18 protein-coding genes and 1 tRNA gene are annotated in these 16,867 nt (G+C 65.6%); 12 read left to right on the top strand and 7 right to left on the bottom strand.

The genetic code is table 11. From position 1 onward, the window contains the following. Positions 1-105: 105 nt before the first annotated feature. Entirely contained in the window at positions 106-831 is a 726-nt protein-coding gene (locus tag ACFSCW_RS13000) for an MAPEG family protein (RefSeq protein WP_380889882.1), read from the bottom strand. Between ACFSCW_RS13000 and ACFSCW_RS12995 the strand changes: the two genes are divergently transcribed. From ACFSCW_RS12995 to ACFSCW_RS12960, 8 genes are all read left to right on the top strand, one after another. Beyond that, entirely contained in the window at positions 830-1,942 is a 1,113-nt protein-coding gene (locus tag ACFSCW_RS12995) for a DUF47 family protein (protein WP_380890132.1), read from the top strand. The two genes, ACFSCW_RS13000 and ACFSCW_RS12995, sit on opposite strands and share 2 nt — an antisense overlap. Then, complete coding sequence (locus ACFSCW_RS12990; protein WP_380889880.1) at positions 1,939-2,937, top strand: inorganic phosphate transporter; 999 nt, start codon at positions 1,939-1,941, stop codon at positions 2,935-2,937. Before ACFSCW_RS12995 ends, ACFSCW_RS12990 begins: the two co-directional genes overlap by 4 nt. Before the next feature lie 102 nt (positions 2,938-3,039). Beyond that, positions 3,040-4,095 (top strand): phosphate ABC transporter substrate-binding protein PstS, encoded by a 1,056-nt coding sequence (gene pstS, locus ACFSCW_RS12985; RefSeq protein WP_380889879.1) that lies wholly within the window; start codon positions 3,040-3,042, stop codon positions 4,093-4,095. A 112-nt stretch (positions 4,096-4,207) separates the two neighbouring features. Beyond that, positions 4,208-5,185 (top strand): phosphate ABC transporter permease subunit PstC, encoded by a 978-nt coding sequence (gene pstC / locus ACFSCW_RS12980; RefSeq protein ID WP_380889877.1) that lies wholly within the window; start codon positions 4,208-4,210, stop codon positions 5,183-5,185. A 1-nt stretch (position 5,186) separates the two neighbouring features. After that, positions 5,187-6,029: a phosphate ABC transporter permease PstA gene (gene pstA / locus ACFSCW_RS12975; protein WP_380889876.1), complete on the top strand. Its 843-nt coding sequence runs from the start codon at positions 5,187-5,189 to the stop codon at positions 6,027-6,029. Then, a complete protein-coding gene (gene pstB, locus ACFSCW_RS12970; RefSeq protein WP_380889874.1) occupies positions 6,026-6,838 on the top strand; it encodes a phosphate ABC transporter ATP-binding protein PstB in 813 nt (270 codons plus the stop codon). The genes pstA and pstB overlap by 4 nt, the downstream gene beginning before the upstream one ends. 562 nt (positions 6,839-7,400) lie before the next feature. Then, on the top strand, positions 7,401-7,583 hold the full coding sequence (locus ACFSCW_RS12965) for a hypothetical protein (protein WP_380889872.1): 183 nt from the start codon (positions 7,401-7,403) through the stop codon (positions 7,581-7,583). 93 nt (positions 7,584-7,676) lie between these two features. Beyond that, the gene (locus ACFSCW_RS12960) at positions 7,677-7,865 is read left to right on the top strand and encodes a hypothetical protein (protein WP_380889871.1); all 189 of its coding nucleotides are present in this window, start codon (positions 7,677-7,679) and stop codon (positions 7,863-7,865) included. Positions 7,866-7,868: 3 nt separating this feature from the next. On the opposite strand, the gene ACFSCW_RS12955 is transcribed toward ACFSCW_RS12960, so the two are convergent. The 4 genes from ACFSCW_RS12955 to ACFSCW_RS12940 are packed head-to-tail and all read right to left on the bottom strand — an operon-like array spanning position 7,869 to position 11,792. Continuing rightward, positions 7,869-8,600: a proteasome-type protease gene (locus ACFSCW_RS12955; protein WP_380889870.1), complete on the bottom strand. Its 732-nt coding sequence runs from the start codon at positions 8,598-8,600 to the stop codon at positions 7,869-7,871. A 14-nt stretch (positions 8,601-8,614) separates the two neighbouring features. Beyond that, the gene (locus ACFSCW_RS12950; protein ID WP_380889868.1) at positions 8,615-9,427 is read right to left on the bottom strand and encodes a transglutaminase family protein; all 813 of its coding nucleotides are present in this window, start codon (positions 9,425-9,427) and stop codon (positions 8,615-8,617) included. Further along, entirely contained in the window at positions 9,427-10,368 is a 942-nt protein-coding gene (locus tag ACFSCW_RS12945) for an alpha-E domain-containing protein (protein ID WP_380889867.1), read from the bottom strand. Before ACFSCW_RS12945 ends, ACFSCW_RS12950 begins: the two co-directional genes overlap by 1 nt. Beyond that, entirely contained in the window at positions 10,368-11,792 is a 1,425-nt protein-coding gene (locus tag ACFSCW_RS12940; RefSeq protein ID WP_380889865.1) for a circularly permuted type 2 ATP-grasp protein, read from the bottom strand. Before ACFSCW_RS12940 ends, ACFSCW_RS12945 begins: the two co-directional genes overlap by 1 nt. Positions 11,793-11,890: 98 nt before the next feature. On the opposite strand from ACFSCW_RS12940, the gene ACFSCW_RS12935 reads away from it, so the two are divergent. After that, positions 11,891-12,892 carry a threonine aldolase family protein gene (locus ACFSCW_RS12935; RefSeq protein ID WP_380889863.1) on the top strand — a complete coding sequence of 334 codons (1,002 nt, stop codon included), beginning with the start codon at positions 11,891-11,893 and terminating at the stop codon, positions 12,890-12,892. Continuing rightward, the gene (locus tag ACFSCW_RS12930) at positions 12,889-13,806 is read left to right on the top strand and encodes a DMT family transporter (protein WP_380889862.1); all 918 of its coding nucleotides are present in this window, start codon (positions 12,889-12,891) and stop codon (positions 13,804-13,806) included. The genes ACFSCW_RS12935 and ACFSCW_RS12930 overlap by 4 nt, the downstream gene beginning before the upstream one ends. Here the strand turns inward: ACFSCW_RS12930 and ACFSCW_RS12925 are convergent. Together ACFSCW_RS12925 and ACFSCW_RS12920 are read right to left on the bottom strand one after the other, a co-directional pair. Continuing rightward, a complete protein-coding gene (locus ACFSCW_RS12925; protein WP_380889859.1) occupies positions 13,716-14,528 on the bottom strand; it encodes a Rossmann-fold NAD(P)-binding domain-containing protein in 813 nt (270 codons plus the stop codon). The two genes, ACFSCW_RS12930 and ACFSCW_RS12925, sit on opposite strands and share 91 nt — an antisense overlap. Beyond that, positions 14,525-15,775: a M48 family metallopeptidase gene (locus ACFSCW_RS12920; RefSeq protein WP_380889856.1), complete on the bottom strand. Its 1,251-nt coding sequence runs from the start codon at positions 15,773-15,775 to the stop codon at positions 14,525-14,527. The genes ACFSCW_RS12925 and ACFSCW_RS12920 overlap by 4 nt, the downstream gene beginning before the upstream one ends. A 110-nt stretch (positions 15,776-15,885) precedes the next feature. Here ACFSCW_RS12920 and ACFSCW_RS12915 point away from each other — a divergent pair, with 110 nt between their 5' ends. Together ACFSCW_RS12915 and ACFSCW_RS12910 are read left to right on the top strand one after the other, a co-directional pair. Further along, positions 15,886-16,743, top strand: a complete 858-nt coding sequence (locus ACFSCW_RS12915) for a fatty acid desaturase (RefSeq protein WP_380889854.1) — start codon at positions 15,886-15,888, stop codon at positions 16,741-16,743. Positions 16,744-16,788: 45 nt separating this feature from the next. Continuing rightward, a tRNA-Val gene (locus tag ACFSCW_RS12910) sits at positions 16,789-16,864 on the top strand. Positions 16,865-16,867 lie beyond the last annotated feature (3 nt).

Here is a 16,867-nt window from a genome sequence, read left to right as displayed (position 1 = left end):
TGGACACGACGCAAGGGCTGCGAAATGTGATGATCCTGGACATGGCCAGAACTCTGCCGCTCGGATGATCTCATGTCTCGGGTCGCACCGTCCAACTGGGTCACTTTATCGGAACGACAGCCAGATGGAGCCGAGGAGCAGAAACAGATTCATATAGGCCGTCGAGGAGAAGCCGAACGCGCGATAAACAGGACGAACGCGATAGCCGATCCAGAACGCGAGCCGCATCACGACGAACACGATTGCAGCCGCGCCGACGAGCCGCACCTGACCGCCCGGCAGCGCCGCCGCCATCGCAAGCGAGCCGGCCCAGAACAGCGCGAATTGCTGCAGCGTGTTGTCCGTCACGCGGCCATTGATCAGCAGCTTGCGATCTTCCTTGCCGAGCGTCGGATCGATCGCCTCGCTCAGGAACCGCGCGTTACCGACGGCCGCCAGCATTGCGAACAGCGGCAGAGCTGCAATCGCGTTCCAGCGAAGCGCATAGCCGATACGGCTCGCCATCTCGTCCGAGCCCGAAGGTTCCGGGAGGGCCTGATAAAGCGCCCATAGGAGGACAATCATGACGCCGATGCCCGAGATGGCGCCAATGATGACGGCCTTCTGATCGTTGCTCATGTGCGCCCCCGCGCCTCGTCCATGAATGGCTCGATCCAAATATATTTCATACGTAACGGATTTGGGGGGCGATGTCCCGAATATCGTCAGTTTGGCACGTCGATAGCGGACGTTTTGCAGACGATGTTCGCGGTGGTCGTTAATCCGCATCAAAGCCTCTGTCACAAATCCGTCATAATAGGCTAAGGCGGGCTCAACCGAGGAATTTGTCATACAGCAGGTCGCCGCACTTCCCTATCGTATCGCGAGTGATGGCGCGGCCCGGGTGTTGCTGATCACGTCGCGCGACACCGGGCGATGGGTGGTGCCCAAGGGCAATATGATGCGCGGGCTGTCGGCGCACGAAGCGGCGGCAGTCGAGGCCTATGAAGAGGCGGGGGTGCGCGGCATCCCGTGCCCGACCGCGCTCGGCTCTTTCATGTATTGGAAGACGAGGCGTGCGCGGCTGTCGCGCCAGATGTCGGTCACGCTGTATCCGCTGGCTGTTGTCGAGCAGAGCGAGGATTGGCCCGAGCGTGGCCAGCGCGAGACTCGATGGTTCGCGCTCGACGAGGCAGCGGCGGCCGTGGACGAGCCCGAGCTCAAGCGATTGATCGCTGGATTTCGCGCCCCGCCTGCGCCATCGGGCCTGGCGAGCCGGGTGCTTCCGGCGCTGCAGACACGTGCAAGGAGACGTTTCCCGGTGCTGGGCTGGTTCCACAGGCTGATGCCCTCGCAGGGCCGCTTCTTCGAGCTGTTCGACGCACATGCGGCCACCCTGGTCGGCGGCGCCGACGCGCTCGCCCGGCTGCTCCACGGCGAAGGGGCAATCCCCGAACTGATCGAGGAGATCGTCCGCCGCGAGCACGAGGCCGACGACATCACGCGCGACGTGCTGCAGGACGTGCGCCGGGTGTTCGTCACACCGTTCGATCGCAGCGCGATCACCGACCTGATCGGGACGATGGACGACGCCATCGACCAGATGAACCAGACCGCGAACATCATCGGGTTGTACGGTGTCGCCACGTTCGAGCCGCAGATGCGCGACATGAGCGGCATCATCGTCGAGGCGGCGCGGATCGTCGCGGAGGCGGTGCCGCTGCTGCGCTCGCTCGGCGACAATGCCGGACGGCTGCACGAGCTCACGGGGCGGTTGATCCAGATCGAAGGTCATGCGGACCATATCCACGATCAGGGGCTGAAGGCGCTGTTCAAGGCCTGCAAGACCGATCCGATGCAGTTCATCGTCTGCAAGGAGATCTATTCGCACCTGGAGCGGATCGTCGATAAATTCGAGGACGTCGCGAACGAGATCCAGGGCCTGGTGATCGATCACGCATGACGCTCGCGTTTCCACTGCTGGTCGCGCTGATCGGCGTGGCCTTGCTGTTCGACTTTCTGAACGGGCTGCACGACGCGGCGAACTCGATCGCGACGGTGGTCTCCACGCGCGTGCTGAAGCCGCAATACGCCGTCGTCTGGGCCGCGTTCTTCAACTTCATCGCCTTCCTGTTCTTCGGCCTTCACGTCGCGAACACGGTGGGCAAGGGCATTGTCGACGCGCATGTGATCGATGCCGCGGTAATCTTCGCGGCACTCATCGGCGCGATCGTCTGGAACGTGCTGACCTGGCTGCTCGGCATTCCGTCGAGCAGCAGCCATGCCCTGATCGGCGGCTTGCTCGGCGCCGGGCTTGCCAAGGCGGGCGTGAGCGCAGTGGTCTGGTCGGGCGTGATCAAGACGGTGTCGGCGATCTTCATTTCGCCGGCCGTCGGGCTGATCCTTGCACTGGTTCTGGTCCTGATCGTCGCCTGGACCAGCGTGCGGCTGACGCCGATGGCAGTGGACCGGCGCTACCGTAAGCTGCAGCTCATTTCGGCCGCGCTTTATTCGCTGGGGCATGGCGGCAACGATGCGCAAAAGACGATGGGGATCATCGCCGTGCTGCTGTATTCGCAAGGGCTGCTGGGCGCCGAGTTCAGCGTGCCGCTCTGGGTGGTGCTGGCCTGTCAGACGGCGATGGGGCTGGGTACGCTGATGGGTGGCTGGCGCATAGTCCACACGATGGGATCGAAGATCACGCGGCTGACACCGGCGCAGGGCTTCTGTGCCGAGACGGGCGGCGCGATCACGCTGTTCCTCGCGACCATCGGCGGCATTCCGGTATCGACGACGCACACGATCACCGGAGCGATCGTCGGCGTTGGCGCATCGCGGCGGCTATCGGCGGTGCGCTGGAACATCGCCGGCAGCATTGTCGTCGCATGGTTCGTGACCCTGCCGTGCGCTGGACTGATATCTGCTGCGACTTACGGCCTCGTCGCGTTGCTTCGCTGAGCGGCCTCAGCGCTCTCCTGCGCCACTGTCATATCAGAGTCACACGACTGTCATAACGGGCCGGAAGCCGCCCGCTGGGGCGCCGATTCCGGAGGTTTTTCGATGATCAGGGTTCTGTGCCTCGCAGTGGCGACGGCGTTGTTGGCGGGCTGTGGCGGCTCGGGCGGTGCGGGCGGCAATGCACGCAACATTTCGGGCGCGGGCGCGACTTTCCCGGCCTCGATCTATCAGAAATGGGCGGAAGGCTATCGCCAGCAGACCAAGGTCGGCCTGAACTATCAGGCGATCGGTTCCGGCGGCGGCATCAAGCAGATCAAGGCCTCGACCGTCGATTTCGGCGCGAGCGACAAGCCGCTCAAGGCCGACGAGCTGCAGAAAGCGGGTCTCTATCAGTTCCCGACGGTGGTCGGCGGCGTGGTGCCGGTGATCAACGTCGAGGGTTTGAAGCCCGGCCAGCTCAAGCTGACCGGTCCGCTGCTCGCCGACATCTATCTCGGCAAGGTGAAGAGCTGGAACGATCCGGCGATCGCCTCGATCAACCCGGGCGTGGCGCTGCCTGCCAAGCCAATCACGGTCGTCCACCGCTCCGACGGCTCGGGCACGACTTTCCTGTTCACGACCTATCTCGCCGGCCAGAGCCCGGAATGGGCGCAGAAGGCGGGTGCGAGCGATTCGATCGCCTGGCCGACCGGCCTTGCCGGCAAGGGCAATGACGGCGTCGCCGCTTTCGTGAAGCAGACCGCCGGCTCGATCGGCTACGTCGAATATGCCTATGCCAAGCAGAACGGCGCGAGCTTCGCCCAGATGCAGAACAAGGCCGGAGGCTTCGTTGCGCCGGATGCGGCGAGCTTCGGCGCTGCGGCGGCGGGCGCGGACTGGGCGAATGCGGCCGGCAACTATCTGCTGTTGATCGACCAGCCGGCCGCCGGCGCTTGGCCGATCACGGGCGCGACCTTCATCCTCGTCCATAAGGAGCAGCAGGACGCGAAGACCGCGCAGGGCGTGCTGAAATTCTTCGACTGGGCCTACGCCAATGGCGACGCGGCCGCCGCGCAGCTCGATTATGTCCCGCTGCCTGCGACCGTGAAGGATCTCGTTCGCAAGCAATGGGCGACCGAGATCACCTCCGGTGGCAAGCCGGTCTGGCCGGCGAAGTAAGCGCCGAGTCACACGACTGTCACAATCCGGGCCTAGCGCTCGGAGCATCCGCCGGGCGGCCGTATTGCGGCCTGCCCGGCATGTTGTTTGCGCAGAACTTACTGGGGGTCCGGTGGCCACACGTGCGGAAAGCGCGAGCGGGCTGAGTCTCGGCGCGGAGCGGAACGTGTCGCGTCCCGCAGCTCGCTGGGACGAGTATCTGTTCCGAGCCGCCTGCTTCAGCGCGGCGACCTTGCTGATGGCCGCGCTTGCGGGCGTCGTCGTGTCGCTGGCGATCGGCGGCTGGCCGGCGTTCAAGGCGTTCGGCTGGCATTTCTTCACGACCGCCGAATGGAACCCGGTGACCGACCTGTACGGCGCTGCGGGGCCGATCGTCGGCACGCTGGTCACGGGCTTCCTGGCGCTGGCGATCGCGCTGCCGCTGGCGATCGGCGTCGCTGTTTTCCTGAGCGAGTTCTGTCCGCCCCGGCTGGCGCAGCCGATCACGATCGCGGTCGAGCTGCTCGCCGGCATTCCCTCGATCGTGTACGGCATGTGGGGCCTGTTCGTGTTCGCGCCCTGGTTCGCCGCGCACGTCCAAACGCCGATTGCCGAGCATCTGTCGCCGGACAGTGCGATTGGCCGCTTCTTCGCGGGCGTGCCCAATGGCGCGAACATCTTCACGGCGTCGGTGATCCTCGCGGTGATGATCCTGCCGTACATGGCCGCCGTGTTCCGGGAGCTGTTCCTGTCCGTGCCGCCGCAAGTGCGTGAGGCTGCATTCGGGCTGGGCAGCACGACGTTCGAAGTCGTGTCCAAGGTGATCATCCCCTATGTCCGGCGCGGGACGGTCGGCGTGATCATGCTGGGGCTCGGTCGCGCGCTGGGCGAGACGATGGCGGTCACGTTCATCATCGGCAACGCCCACGGTTTCCCGCACTCGCTGTTCGACGCGGGATCGACGATCGCCTCCACGATCGCCAACGAGTTCACCGAAGCGACCGGAGAGCTGCATTCGGCGTCGCTGATCGCGCTCGGGCTGGTGCTGTTCATCATCACTTTCGCCGTGCTCGCGATCGCGCGGGCATTGCTGGCGAGCCAGAGGCACTGACATGAGCGCCCGGTCGACTCGCCGCAAAATCTCCAACTCGATCTTCGTCGCGGCGACCGCGTTCGCCACGCTGGTCGCGCTCGGCGCGCTGGTGCTGATCCTGTGGTCGCTGCTGAGCCAGGGGCTCGCCGGCCTCTCGGGCGCGATCTTCACCCAGGACCAGCCGGCCCCGGGATCGGCGGGCGGACTGCGCAACGCGATCGTCGGTTCGCTGATCATGTGCAGCCTCGGCATGGGCATCGCGCTGGTCGTCGGCATCCTCGCCGGGACATGGCTCAGCGAATATGGCGGGCAGACCCGCTATGCCCATGCGGTGCGCTTCCTCAACGACGTGCTGCTCTCCGCGCCGTCGATCCTGGTCGGCCTGTTCGTGTACGAGCTTCTCGTGGCTCCGTTCCACGGCTTCTCGGCCTATGCCGGCGCCGTCGCACTCGCCTTCCTCGCTACGCCGGTGGTGGTGCGGACGACCGAGGACATATTGACGCTGCAGCCGGGCGCGCTGCGCGAAGCCGGCATGGCGCTCGGCGCGTCGCGCGCCAAGGTCATCCGCACGATCATCTGGCGCGGCGCGCGCGCGGGCCTGATCACCGGCGGCCTGCTGGGCTTTGCGCGGATCAGCGGCGAGACCGCACCTTTGCTGTTCACGTCGCTCGGCAACCAGTATCTCAATCTCGGTCTCAGCCAGCCGATGGCTGCGCTGCCGACGACGATTTTCCAGTTCGCGCTGAGCGCCTTCGACGATTGGCGGCAACTGGCTTGGACCGGCGCGTTGCTGATTGCGAGCGCGGTCCTCATCATCAACATCATCGGACGCTATCTGGGTCGGGAGGCCCGTCATAAATGAGCCTCGCTGACGCCGAACTGGACGAAGCGCCGCACATCGAGTTGCCGCCGGCCGACTCGCTGATCATGGAAACACGCGGTCTCGACTTCTTCTACGGCAAGACCCAGGCGCTGCATGGCATCGACTTGGGCATCGCCCGTAACAAGATCACCGCGCTGATCGGCCCCTCGGGTTGCGGCAAGTCGACGCTGCTGCGCGCGATGAACCGCATCTATGAGCTGTATCCGAACCAGCGCGCCGAAGGGCAGGTGATGCTGGACGGCGAGGATATCCTCGCCCCGCGCACCGACCTTGCCGACCTGCGCGCGCGCGTCGGCATGGTGTTCCAGAAGCCGACGCCGTTCCCGATGTCGATTTACGACAATGTCGCGTTCGGGGTGCGCCTCCACGCCAGCAAGTCGAAGGCGGAACTGGATGCGATCGTCGAACGGTCGCTGCGCCGCGCGGCATTGTGGGACGAAGTGGAGCACAAGCTGTCGAGCTCCGGCCTCGGCCTTTCCGGCGGCCAGCAGCAGCGGCTGTGCGTCGCCCGCGGCATCGCGGTCGAACCCGAAGTGCTGCTGCTCGACGAGCCGGCCTCCGCGCTGGATCCGGTCTCGACCGCCAAGCTGGAAGACACGCTGCTGCAGCTAAAGAAGGACTTCACGATCGTGATCGTGACCCACAATCTGCAGCAGGCCGCGCGCATCGCCGATTACACCGGCTTCATGTTCATGGGGAAACTGCTGGAGTTCGCGCCGACCGCGTCGATCTTCTCGACCCCGAGGCTGGTGCGCACGCGCAATTACGTGACCGGCCGCTTCGGCTGATCCCTGCGACAGGCGCGAGGGCCTTAAGTTCACAAAATTCCAGGGGTGAAGCGCCTTTTCCGTGAACTTATGCGGGATTACCGTTCGTTCTGAGCTACTTAGGAGAAAATGGGGGGTGATGAGCCGTGGAGTTTCCGCGGCGAATGGTGGCCGTCCGTCAAGCGGCGATGTCGGGCGAAGGCGAGGCTCGGCCATCCACGAGCATATGCCCGATCAGGTGTGGTGTAGGACAGAGAGTCGTCTGCTGTCCGTGAGAGGCAAGCCGCGCTAGAACGGAAAGACGGGCAAACGGCGCAGTTCGCCGAGCACGCGCCTGGCATCTTCGAGTGCGTGGCGACGCTGTCTCATATCGGCTTTGTCGGGTCGATAAATTCGGTACGCGGATACGGGAACATCAGACACGCCTGCGATGTAGGCTTCCGACCGAACCCCGCCTTCATCTAGGTCAGCTTTGCGGAACTAAAGGCGGTCCGGCCGGTTGGAGGAATATCGCCAGCTCGGATCGGCATGTTGGCGCCTGAGAGACAATCGTCGTGCTCCCGCTGAACCAGGGAGCGCATCGATGTTTTCTTCCGAAAAAACGACACTTGCGCGCGTGAGCGCCCAGAGTTCAGCCAACGTGATCGCGGCGCAATTGTCGTGCAAGGAAGCGGCAGAGCATGTCCGTCAATCGGAGGCCGCCATAGAGCGGTCGCGGGCCTTGCTGGCCGGCACCCGCCAGTCGATGCCCGACCAAGGCGCCTAGCCAAAGGCGCGCAACGGGAGGAAAGGCGAGATTGCGCCTGGGCTTCCCTCCTGACACTCTCGCAGCGTTGAACATCAGCCTGCGGGGGATGCGATGAGGACGGTGCTTGCGATCGTTGGCGTTGCGGCGTTGCTGATGGGATTGCTGTGGATCGGGCAGGGCACCGGCCTCGTTCATTGGCCGGCGTCGAGCTTCATGCTCGATCAGCGGCCCTGGGCGACGCGGGGCGCGATCCTTGCGGTCGTGGGCGTCGCCTTGATCGTCTTCGCCCGTCGGCGCTGAGGTTCAATAAGGCGGCAGCGGCAACTCCTCCGTCGCCTTGGCGAGCTTCTGGTGCCACTGAAGCGACAGGTTGAGGTAATAATCGTCGGATTCCTCGATGCGCATGTTGATGCGCGCCTGGCCGGCCCCTGCATCCGCAACCAGCAGGTCGATCGGCAGCCCGACGGCCAAATTGGCGCGCATCGTCGAGTCGAGGCTGAGCAGACCGATCTTCATCGCCTCGTTGAGCGGCGTGTCGAAATGCAGCGCGCGGTCCAGGATCGGCTTGCCGTATTTTAGCTCGCCGATCTGCAGATAGGGTGTGTCGGGGGCGCACTCGATCGTATTGCCTGCCGAATAGACCAGGAACAGCCGCGACGGCTCGCCGTTGATCGAGCCCCCGACGAGCAAGGTCGCATCGAAATTAACACCCGGCTGCGCCAGATCCTTCATCGAATCGCGCACCTGCCGGAGCGCCCGGCCAGTGGCGACGGCGGCGTCGTAGATGCTGGGAAAGGTTCCCCAATTCTCGTACTTGCCGGTTTCGGGATTGGGGACGCCCTTGGTCACGCGCTGGATCGCGCCCTGCGTCGTCGACAGGCTGCCGGCGGAGGCAACCGCGATCAGCCTTTTGCCGTCGTTTCCGTAGAGCCGGAGCTTCCTGTAGGTGGAGATGTTATCGACCCCGGCGTTGGTTCGCGTATCCGCCATCAGGATCAGGCCTTCGCGGACGAGCATCCCGATACAATAGGTCACGGCCCTCTTCCCCTTCAGTTCTGGCTTTGCCGTATCGCATCCGCAGCGTGGACATAGACCGACATCGTCTCGGTGCCGCCGCCGCGCCTTGCGCCCCGGACGGGCGCCGCATCCAGATAGTCGAGTCCGATCGCGACGCGCAGATAGGCGTCGGTCGTGCAGATGCCATTCGCCGGATCGAACGCGACCCAGCCCAGATCGGGCACGAGCGCTTCGGTCCAGGCGTGCGCCGCTTCCTGCGCCGGATCGCTGTCGCGGGCGAGATGGCCGGAAACATAGCGCGCCGGCATCTCAAGCGTGCGGGCGGCGGCAAGGAAGATGTGCGCGAAATCCTGGCAGACGCCGCTCTTGCCGGCATAGGCCTCAGCCGCGGGCGTGGTGGCGTCGGTCTCGGTGGTGTCGAAGTCCATATGCTCGTGCACCGCGGCGTTCAGGGCATGGAGCGTGGCGAGCGCGTCGTGCTTGCGGCAGCCGCGCGCCATGTCGACGATCGCATCGTCCGCCTCCGTCAGCGCCGTGGACCGGAGATAGACGAGCGGCGGCAAGGTTTCGGGTCCGCGATAGACGCCGTGGCTGTCGCCGACATCCGCCACGCCGGTCACGGTGATGGTCAGCGACGTCAGCGGCGCGTCGGCATAGAACATGGTGACGGGATTGCCGAACGCGTCCATCGCCTCGCGCATCGATCCGTTCACGTCCGTGTCCACTCGCCAATGCTGGACATATTGGGTGTCGTGATCGCGCGGGCTGAGCCGCAGCGCCTGCACGACGTTCGACGCCGGCAGCGTGTAGGTGTAGGTCGTGCAATGATCGACGAGTATCCGCATCAGAACAGGTACTGCTCCTGTATGGCCAGCCCCAGACGGTAATTTTCGTTCAGAAACTCGGCGATGAATTCGTGCAGGCCGGAGGCGAAGATCGCATTCATATCCCCGCGCGCCAGCCGGGCCGACATCGCCACAGCCTGACGGTGTGCGGGGCCGCGCTTGCCCGACGCCTGACCCAGATTGTCGAGATAGCGGACTAGGTCGCTCGAACAGGCGGCGAGCGAGCGTGGCATGCGGCGGTTGAGGATCAGCAGGTCGGCGACCAGCCACGGCTTCACGCTGTCGCTATAGACATGGCGGTAGGCTGTGAGTGCCGAAACCGTGCGCAGGATGGTCGTCCACTGGAAATAGTCGAGGCTGCCGCCGACCGGCTCATCGCGCGGCAGCAGCAGGTGGTATTTGACGTCGAGCAGCCGGGCGGTGTTGTCGGCGCGTTCGAGCGCCGCGCCGAGCCGGAGAAACCAGTAGGATTTCTCGCGCAGCATCGTGCGGTGGGTGGCGCCGTCGAACAGTAGCGCCGAATTCTTCACATGCTCGACTAGCCGGGTCAGCGCCGCGCGGCTTTCCAGCGTCGTCCCGAAACGCTGGATTTCCAGCCAGGCCGTGTTGATCGCTTCCCAGACCTCGACGGTCAGCGCGGTCCGCACCGCGCGCGCATTGTGGCGCGCGCGCTCGATGCAGACTCGCATCGACGAGGGGTTGTCGGGGTCGAGCGCCAGAAACTCGGTGGCGCTGCGCTGGCTCAGCTTGGCGTTCCGGGCGGTGTAGAGCGGCTCGATGCCGGCGGCGGCGAGCGCGCTGCTCCAGGCGCCAACCGCGCCGCCATAACTGGAGGGGAGGGCGGCAAGTCGCAGCGTCGCGTCCAATAGCCGCGACACAAAATCGGCGCGCTCGACATAGCGCCCGGCCCAGAACAGGTCGCCGGCGGTGCGGGAGAGCATCAGCCGCTCCCCTCGTCGCTCAGCACCCAGGTGTCCTTGGTGCCGCCGCCCTGGCTGGAGTTCACCACCAGCGAGCCTTCCTTCAGCGCGACACGGGTGAGGCCGCCGGGCACGATGCGCACGCCCTTGGCGCCGGTCAGCACGAAGGGACGCAGGTCGACGTGGCGCGGCGCGATGCCCTCGTCGACGAGGGTCGGGCAGGTCGAAAGCGCGAGCGTCGGCTGCGCAATGAACTTTTCAGGGTTGGCCAGGAGCTTCGCCCTGAACTCCTCGAGCTGCGCCTTGCTCGCATGGGGGCCGACGAGCATGCCGTATCCGCCCGACCCATCGACTTCCTTGACGACAAGGCTGGGCAGTTCGTCGAGCACATATTTGAGCGCGTCGGGCTCGCGGCAGCGCCAGGTCGGCACATTGTGCAGCAGCGCGTCCTCGCCCGAGTAGAAGCGGACGATCTCCGGCATGTAGCTATAGACCGCCTTGTCGTCGGCGATGCCGGTGCCGACTGCGTTGGCGATGGTGAGGTTACCGGTGGCGAATGCGCTCATCAGCGCGGGCACGCCAAGCGCCGAATCCGGGCGGAAGACGAGCGGGTCGAGAAAGGCGTCGTCGACGCGGCGATAGAGCACGTCGATCCGCTGCGGTCCGTCGGTCGTCCGCATATAGAGCACGTCGCCCTGCACCAGCAGGTCCGATCCTTCGACCAGCTCGACGCCCATTTTGTCGGCGAGAAAGCTGTGCTCGTAATAGGCCGAGTTGTGGAAGCCGGGCGTCAGCACCGCGACAGTCGGCTCGCCCCGGCATTTCGGCGGCGCGACGGACTGGAGCGTGCTCAGCAGCAGCTCCGGATAGGTCTCGACCGGCGCGATCCGGTGCCGCCCGATCACTTCCGGCAGCAGCCGGAGCATCACTTCGCGGTTCTCAAGCATGTACGACACGCCCGACGGCGTGCGTGCGTTATCCTCCAGCACCCAGAATTGGTCCGCGCCGGTGCGGACGATGTCGATGCCGGCGATGTGCGTGTAGATGCCGTGCGGCGGCCTGCGGCCGATCGCGGGCAGGCAGAATTGCGGGTTGCGCAGGACCAGCTCTTCGGGGATCACGCCGGCCTTCAGGATTTCCTGAGGACCGTAGATGTCGTTCAGGAATGCGTTCAGCGCCTCGACGCGCTGGATCAGTCCGCGCTCCAGCCCAGCCCATTCGCTGGCCGAGAGAATGCGCGGAATGATGTCGAACGGGATCAGCCGCTCGTCGGCCTGGGCATCGCCATAGACGGCGAAGGTGATGCCGATGCGGCGGAAGAACAGTTCCGCCTGGGCGCGCCGGGTCTGGAGGTAGGTGTCGGGCGTCTCGTCGAGCCAGGCCTTGAGCGCGGCATAGGCCTGCCGCGGCTCGTCACCCATTTCGTCGAAAGCCTGGGTCGTCATCTTCCCCCCGCCCGGAAGTGGCAAGTCTGTGCGGCGACGGGGTTCTTCGCAAGTGCAAAAAGTTTGACGGCGGCGGCAGAGGGCAGCAAGGCGCAGCCATGCGCTTTTTTTCGGACAATGCTGCCGCCGCGCATCCCGCGGTGCTGGATGCCCTTCGTGCCGCCAACACGCTCGACACTGCCTATGACGGCGACGCTTGGTCGAAGCGGCTGGACGGCGCGTTTTCTAAGCTGTTCGAAACAGACGTGCGGGCGCTCTGGATCGCGACCGGCACGGCGGCGAACTCGCTGGCGCTGGCGGCGCTGTGCCCGCCGTTCGGCGGCGTGGTCTGCCACCGCGAGGCGCACATCAATGTCGACGAATGCGGCGCGCCGGAATTCTTCACGCACGGCGCGAAGCTGCTGCTGGGCGAGGGAGAAGGCGCGAAGCTGACGCCGGAGGCGGTCGAGGCGGTTTGCGCGCCGATCCGCAACGACGTGCATCAGGTCCAGCCGCGCGCGCTGTCGATCACCAACGCCACCGAATATGGCGGGGTCTATACGCCCGATGAGGTGGGAGCGCTGGGCGAAGTCGCGAAGCGGCGCGGGCTGGGTTTTCATATGGATGGGGCGCGTTTTGCGAACGCGGTTGCGCATCTCGGCTGCTCGCCCGCGGACCTGACCTGGCGCGGCGGCGTGGATGCGTTGAGCTTCGGCTTCGTCAAGAATGGCGGGCTGTCGGCCGAGGCGCTGATCTTCTTCAAGCCCGAACTGGCCGACGCGACGCTCTACCGCCGCAAGCGCGCCGGGCATTTGTTCTCCAAGGGGCGCTATCTGGCGGCACAGCTTCTCGCGATGCTGGAGGGCGATCTGTGGCTCGACAACGCGCGCGCGGCCAATCGCGGCGCGGCGTTGCTGGCGAACGGGGCGGCCGGCCGGCTCGTCCATCCCGTCGAAGCCAACGAAGTGTTCCTGCGGGTGACCGCCGAGGAGGCGGCGAAATTGCGTGCGCTCGGCTTCGACTTCTACGATTGGGGCGTCGGCGAGGCGCGGCTGGTGGTCAGTTGGGACCAGGACGAAGCGGCGATCCGGCCTCTCGCGGACGCCATCGCCGCGCTGTGAGCGAGGCGCCGCTTCCGGGACGCGTGCGAGCCCATGTGCTCGTGCCGTTCGCGATCATCACACTGATCTGGAGCTCCACCTGGCTGGTGATCCGCGATCAACTGGGCGTGGTGCCGGCGGGCTGGTCGGTCACTTACCGCTTCGTCGCCGCCACGATCGCGATGTTCCTGTATGCCGCGAGTACGCGCACTTCGCTTCGCGTTCCGCGCGATTGCTGGTGGTTGATCCTGCTGGTGGGACTCGCCCAGTTCGTGCTCAACTTCAACCTCGTCTACCACGCCGAGGCTTATGTGACCTCGGGCCTCGTCGCGGTGGTCTTCGCCCTGCTGATCGTGCCCAACGCCGTCCTCGCGCGGATTTTCCTGGGCCAGGGGCTGTCGCGTCCATTTATGCTCGGCTCGCTAGTGGCGCTGATCGGAATCGGCCTGCTGTTCGCGCATGAACTGAAGCTCGACGGCGCCGACAACAGCGCCGTGTTCAAGGGCATCGGCTTCACGCTGATCGGCGTGCTGTCCGCGTCCGCGGCGAACGTCGCACAGGCGACGGAGCGCGCACGCAGCCTGCCGATCGCGACGCTGGTCGCATGGAGCATGCTGCTGGGCACGATCGCCGACGGCATGATTGCTTGGGTAACTGCCGGGCCGCCGGTGTTTGAGTGGCGGTTCGGCTATGTTGCGGGGATGCTGTATCTGGGCGTGATCGCCTCGGCGCTCGCCTTCCTGCTCTATTACCGCATCATCCGCGAGATCGGCGCGGCGCGCGCGGCCTATTCGAGCGTGATCATTCCGGTGATCGCGATGACCCTTTCGACGGTGTTCGAAGGCTATCGTTGGTCCGTGACAGCGGCTTTCGGGGCGGCGCTGACGCTGGCCGGGCTGATCGTCGCGCTGATCGCGCGCAGGCCTTCGCGATAGGTCGGATGAAGCGGCTGCCAGCCGAGAAGCCGCTTGGCGCGGCCGTTCGCGATGCGACGATTCTCCGAATAGAAGGCACGCGCCGGCGCGGGCAGATCGTCGAGGGCGACGACCGGGGGCAAGCTCATATCGAGCAGGCGAGCGGCATAGGCGGTCACTTCGTCCTGCGGCGCCGGTAAGTCGTCGGCGATGTTGTAGGCACCCTGCGGTGCGTCGAAGCCGGCGATCACCGCCGAGACGATGTCGTCCACATGCACGCGGCTGAACACCTGTCCGGGCAGGGCGACGCGATAGGCTTGGCCCGATACGATCCGGTCAAGCGGCGAACGGCCGGGGCCGTAGATGCCCGGCAGGCGGAACACGTGCGCGCCGAGGCTCAGCCAGTCGCGGTCCGCCGCCGCGCGGAGCGAGCGCCGGCCGGCGCCGATCGGGGCGCTCTCGTCCACCCACGCGCCGCCGGTGTCGCCATAGACGCCGGTCGACGACAGATAGCCGATCCATGCGGACGCCTGCGCCAACACCGGGCGATAGCGGGTCAGCACCGGGTCGCCCTCCTCGCCGGGCGGCACGGTCGAGACGATGTGCGTCGCGCTCGCGAGCGCGTGCCCGGCCTCGTCGAATTCGGCGCGGCCGATGCGCGTCACCGTCCAGCCGCGCGCTTGCAACCTGTCGGCGAGGCGCGCACCCGTATAGCCCGGGCCGAACAGGACCAGCCGGCTCAAGGCGCCTCGTTCAGATGCTGGGCCTTCCACTGCATTGAACGCCGGACCCGGTTCTCGCCCGATGGGTGATCGTAGAATATGAACTCCTCCACCGGCGTCGGCGAAATCTTGCGGTATTCGCTGAGCTTCATCGACACTGCGGCAAAACCGTCGGGCTCACGGGCGGCATCGAGGCCGAACGCGTCCGCCTCGGCTTCCTGCGTGCGCACGATGGTGTTCAGCACCGGCGTCATGACCAGGAACAGCACCGACGCGATCGCCACCAATAGCGGCAGCGACGCCGGGTCCGACACCTCCGTCACGCCCCAGCCCTGGCCATAGCGCGCGAGCAAACGGGGGGCGCTCCACCACAACAGCAGGAACAGGACGAGGAACACCGTCGTAATCGCGAGGAACCCACGCCAGACATGGCCGAGCACGTAATGCCCCATCTCATGCCCCATCACGGCCTTCACTTCTGCGGGCGACGTGCGGTTCAGTAGATTGTCGTTGAGGCTGATGCGGATCGTCGGGCCCAGGCCGGAGACGTTCGCCGAAATGCGCTTGGTCTGCTTCGACGCGTCGAACACATAGACGTTCTCCGCCGGGATGTGCTGCGCATGCGCCATCGCCAGGATCTGGTCGCGCAGCGGCCCGGCCGCCATCGGCTTGTAGCTGTTGAAGATCGGCGCGATGAACACCGGCGCGATCACCGCGCCGATCAGCGTGAAGGCGGAGACGACCAGCGCGCCGTAGAGCCACCAGCGCTTCGGGCTGCGGCGGATCACGGCATAGACACCCATCAGCACCGGCGGGATCAGGATCAGGTTGACGAGCAGCGCCTTCAGCGCGTCGCCCGCCCATGCGGCGAAGCTCTGGTTGGACAGGCCATATTGGTGCTCGCGCAGGAAGTCGGTGTAGATCGTCCACGGCAGGGTCAGCAGGCCGGTGACCAGCACGAACGGAAAGGCGTAGAGCGCGGGCTGCAGCCAGCGCCGTTTGCCGACGCGCGCGGCCCAGCCGCTCCATTTCGCGGACCAGCCGAAGCGCAGCTCGATCCACGCCACCAGCACCGTGACCAGCGCGCCCCAGAGCAGCAGCCAGTATCCGCCTTCGAAATAGGCGTCGGATTTGGCGCGCGCGGCGCCGTTCAGAGTGCTCAGATAAGCTTGAGTCGCCGCTTCCGGATCGAATGCCGCCGCTGCCAGCGCTGTCAGGATCATCGCTTCGCCTCCCGTCCCGATCAGGTAGGCGGCGTTTACCACCATTGTCGAGCGAAGTTGCTCTCACCTGTTACCATTTCGGGGGCGACGCCTCTCGGACCGCAACCAGTCGTTAACCAGCAACCCGTAACCCCGCCGGCAAAGGGGACAAATGGATGCTGTTAAGTGCGGTCGAAGGAGAGGCGGCGCGCGCGCTATCGCCGGCGATTGCATGGCCGACGGTGCTGTTTATCGCGCTGCTGGTCCCGCTGCACCTTGCGCTGCTCGGCCTCGGCCTTTCCGGCGCTATCTCTCCCTGGTGGCTGACGCTGCCGCTCGGCCTTAGCGCCTATCTTCAATACACGCCTGCGCATGAAGCCATTCACCGCAACATCGTGCGGTCGCGCGGCTTCGATCCGGTCAATCGGCTGATCGGCTGGTGGGCGGCCTTGCTTTTGGGCATGACTTGGCCGCTGCTGCTCCGCACCCACAATGCGCATCATTCGCACACCAATGCGCCGAACGACCCCGATGGTTTTGTGCAGGGACCTCTCTGGCGCATTTTTGCGATGGCGGCTCTGTCGGTGTGGACCAACCTGATCCCCGTGCCGCTCTGGCGGCTGATCTATGGCAGGAACACGCCCAATCTCGGCTATCTCGATGCCTGGAAAGTGATGCGTCCTGCCGAATGGCGCGCCCATCAGATCGCGCATGCCATGATGTGCGCCGGCGTCTGGACGGCGCTGATGCTGGGTTACGGCACGAAAGTCTTTGCGCTCTATGTTGTCCCCGCAACGCTTGGCCGGCTGACGATGGGCGTGTTCCTCAGCTGGCTGCCGCATCGTCCGTTCGCATCCGACTGCCGCTATCAAGCGACGGCGCTTCGCCGCGGACGGCTGCTGGCGCTCATCAGCATGGGTCACAACCTGCACTTGATTCACCATCTGTGGCCGCGCGTGCCCTTTTATCGCTATCCGAAGCTGTACCGGCAGATCGCGCCTCTGCTCCACGATCGCGGCGTACGTATTCGCTAGCGGCGCTTGCCCCGATCCCCGGCTTGCGGCAAAGCGCCGCGACCCGGGCGGTTAGCTCAGTTGGTAGAGCATCTCGTTTACACCGAGAGGGTCGGCGGTTCGAGCCCGTCACCGCCCACCACTT

Origin of the sequence: Sphingomonas tabacisoli (genome assembly GCF_042678385.1) — a bacterium.
Classification (GTDB): Bacteria; Pseudomonadota; Alphaproteobacteria; order Sphingomonadales; family Sphingomonadaceae; genus Sphingomonas_B; species Sphingomonas_B tabacisoli.
This window is presented reverse-complemented; position numbering and strand designations above follow the sequence as displayed.

Bases quoted from the DNA above. Each gene is read 5' to 3' on its own strand.
- ACFSCW_RS13000 (WP_380889882.1), bottom strand. From the start codon at position 831: ATGACAAATTCCTCGGTTGAGCCCGCCTTAGCCTATTATGACGGATTT.
- ACFSCW_RS12990 (WP_380889880.1), top strand. From the start codon at position 1,939: ATGACGCTCGCGTTTCCACTGCTGGTCGCGCTGATCGGCGTGGCCTTG.
- pstS (WP_380889879.1), top strand. From the start codon at position 3,040: ATGATCAGGGTTCTGTGCCTCGCAGTGGCGACGGCGTTGTTGGCGGGC.
- pstA (WP_380889876.1), top strand. From the start codon at position 5,187: ATGAGCGCCCGGTCGACTCGCCGCAAAATCTCCAACTCGATCTTCGTC.
- pstB (WP_380889874.1), top strand. From the start codon at position 6,026: ATGAGCCTCGCTGACGCCGAACTGGACGAAGCGCCGCACATCGAGTTG.
- ACFSCW_RS12965 (WP_380889872.1), top strand. From the start codon at position 7,401: ATGTTTTCTTCCGAAAAAACGACACTTGCGCGCGTGAGCGCCCAGAGT.
- ACFSCW_RS12960 (WP_380889871.1), top strand. From the start codon at position 7,677: ATGAGGACGGTGCTTGCGATCGTTGGCGTTGCGGCGTTGCTGATGGGA.
- ACFSCW_RS12950 (WP_380889868.1), bottom strand. From the start codon at position 9,427: ATGCGGATACTCGTCGATCATTGCACGACCTACACCTACACGCTGCCG.
- ACFSCW_RS12945 (WP_380889867.1), bottom strand. From the start codon at position 10,368: ATGCTCTCCCGCACCGCCGGCGACCTGTTCTGGGCCGGGCGCTATGTC.
- ACFSCW_RS12940 (WP_380889865.1), bottom strand. From the start codon at position 11,792: ATGACGACCCAGGCTTTCGACGAAATGGGTGACGAGCCGCGGCAGGCC.
- ACFSCW_RS12935 (WP_380889863.1), top strand. From the start codon at position 11,891: ATGCGCTTTTTTTCGGACAATGCTGCCGCCGCGCATCCCGCGGTGCTG.
- ACFSCW_RS12920 (WP_380889856.1), bottom strand. From the start codon at position 15,775: ATGGTGGTAAACGCCGCCTACCTGATCGGGACGGGAGGCGAAGCGATG.
- ACFSCW_RS12915 (WP_380889854.1), top strand. From the start codon at position 15,886: ATGCTGTTAAGTGCGGTCGAAGGAGAGGCGGCGCGCGCGCTATCGCCG.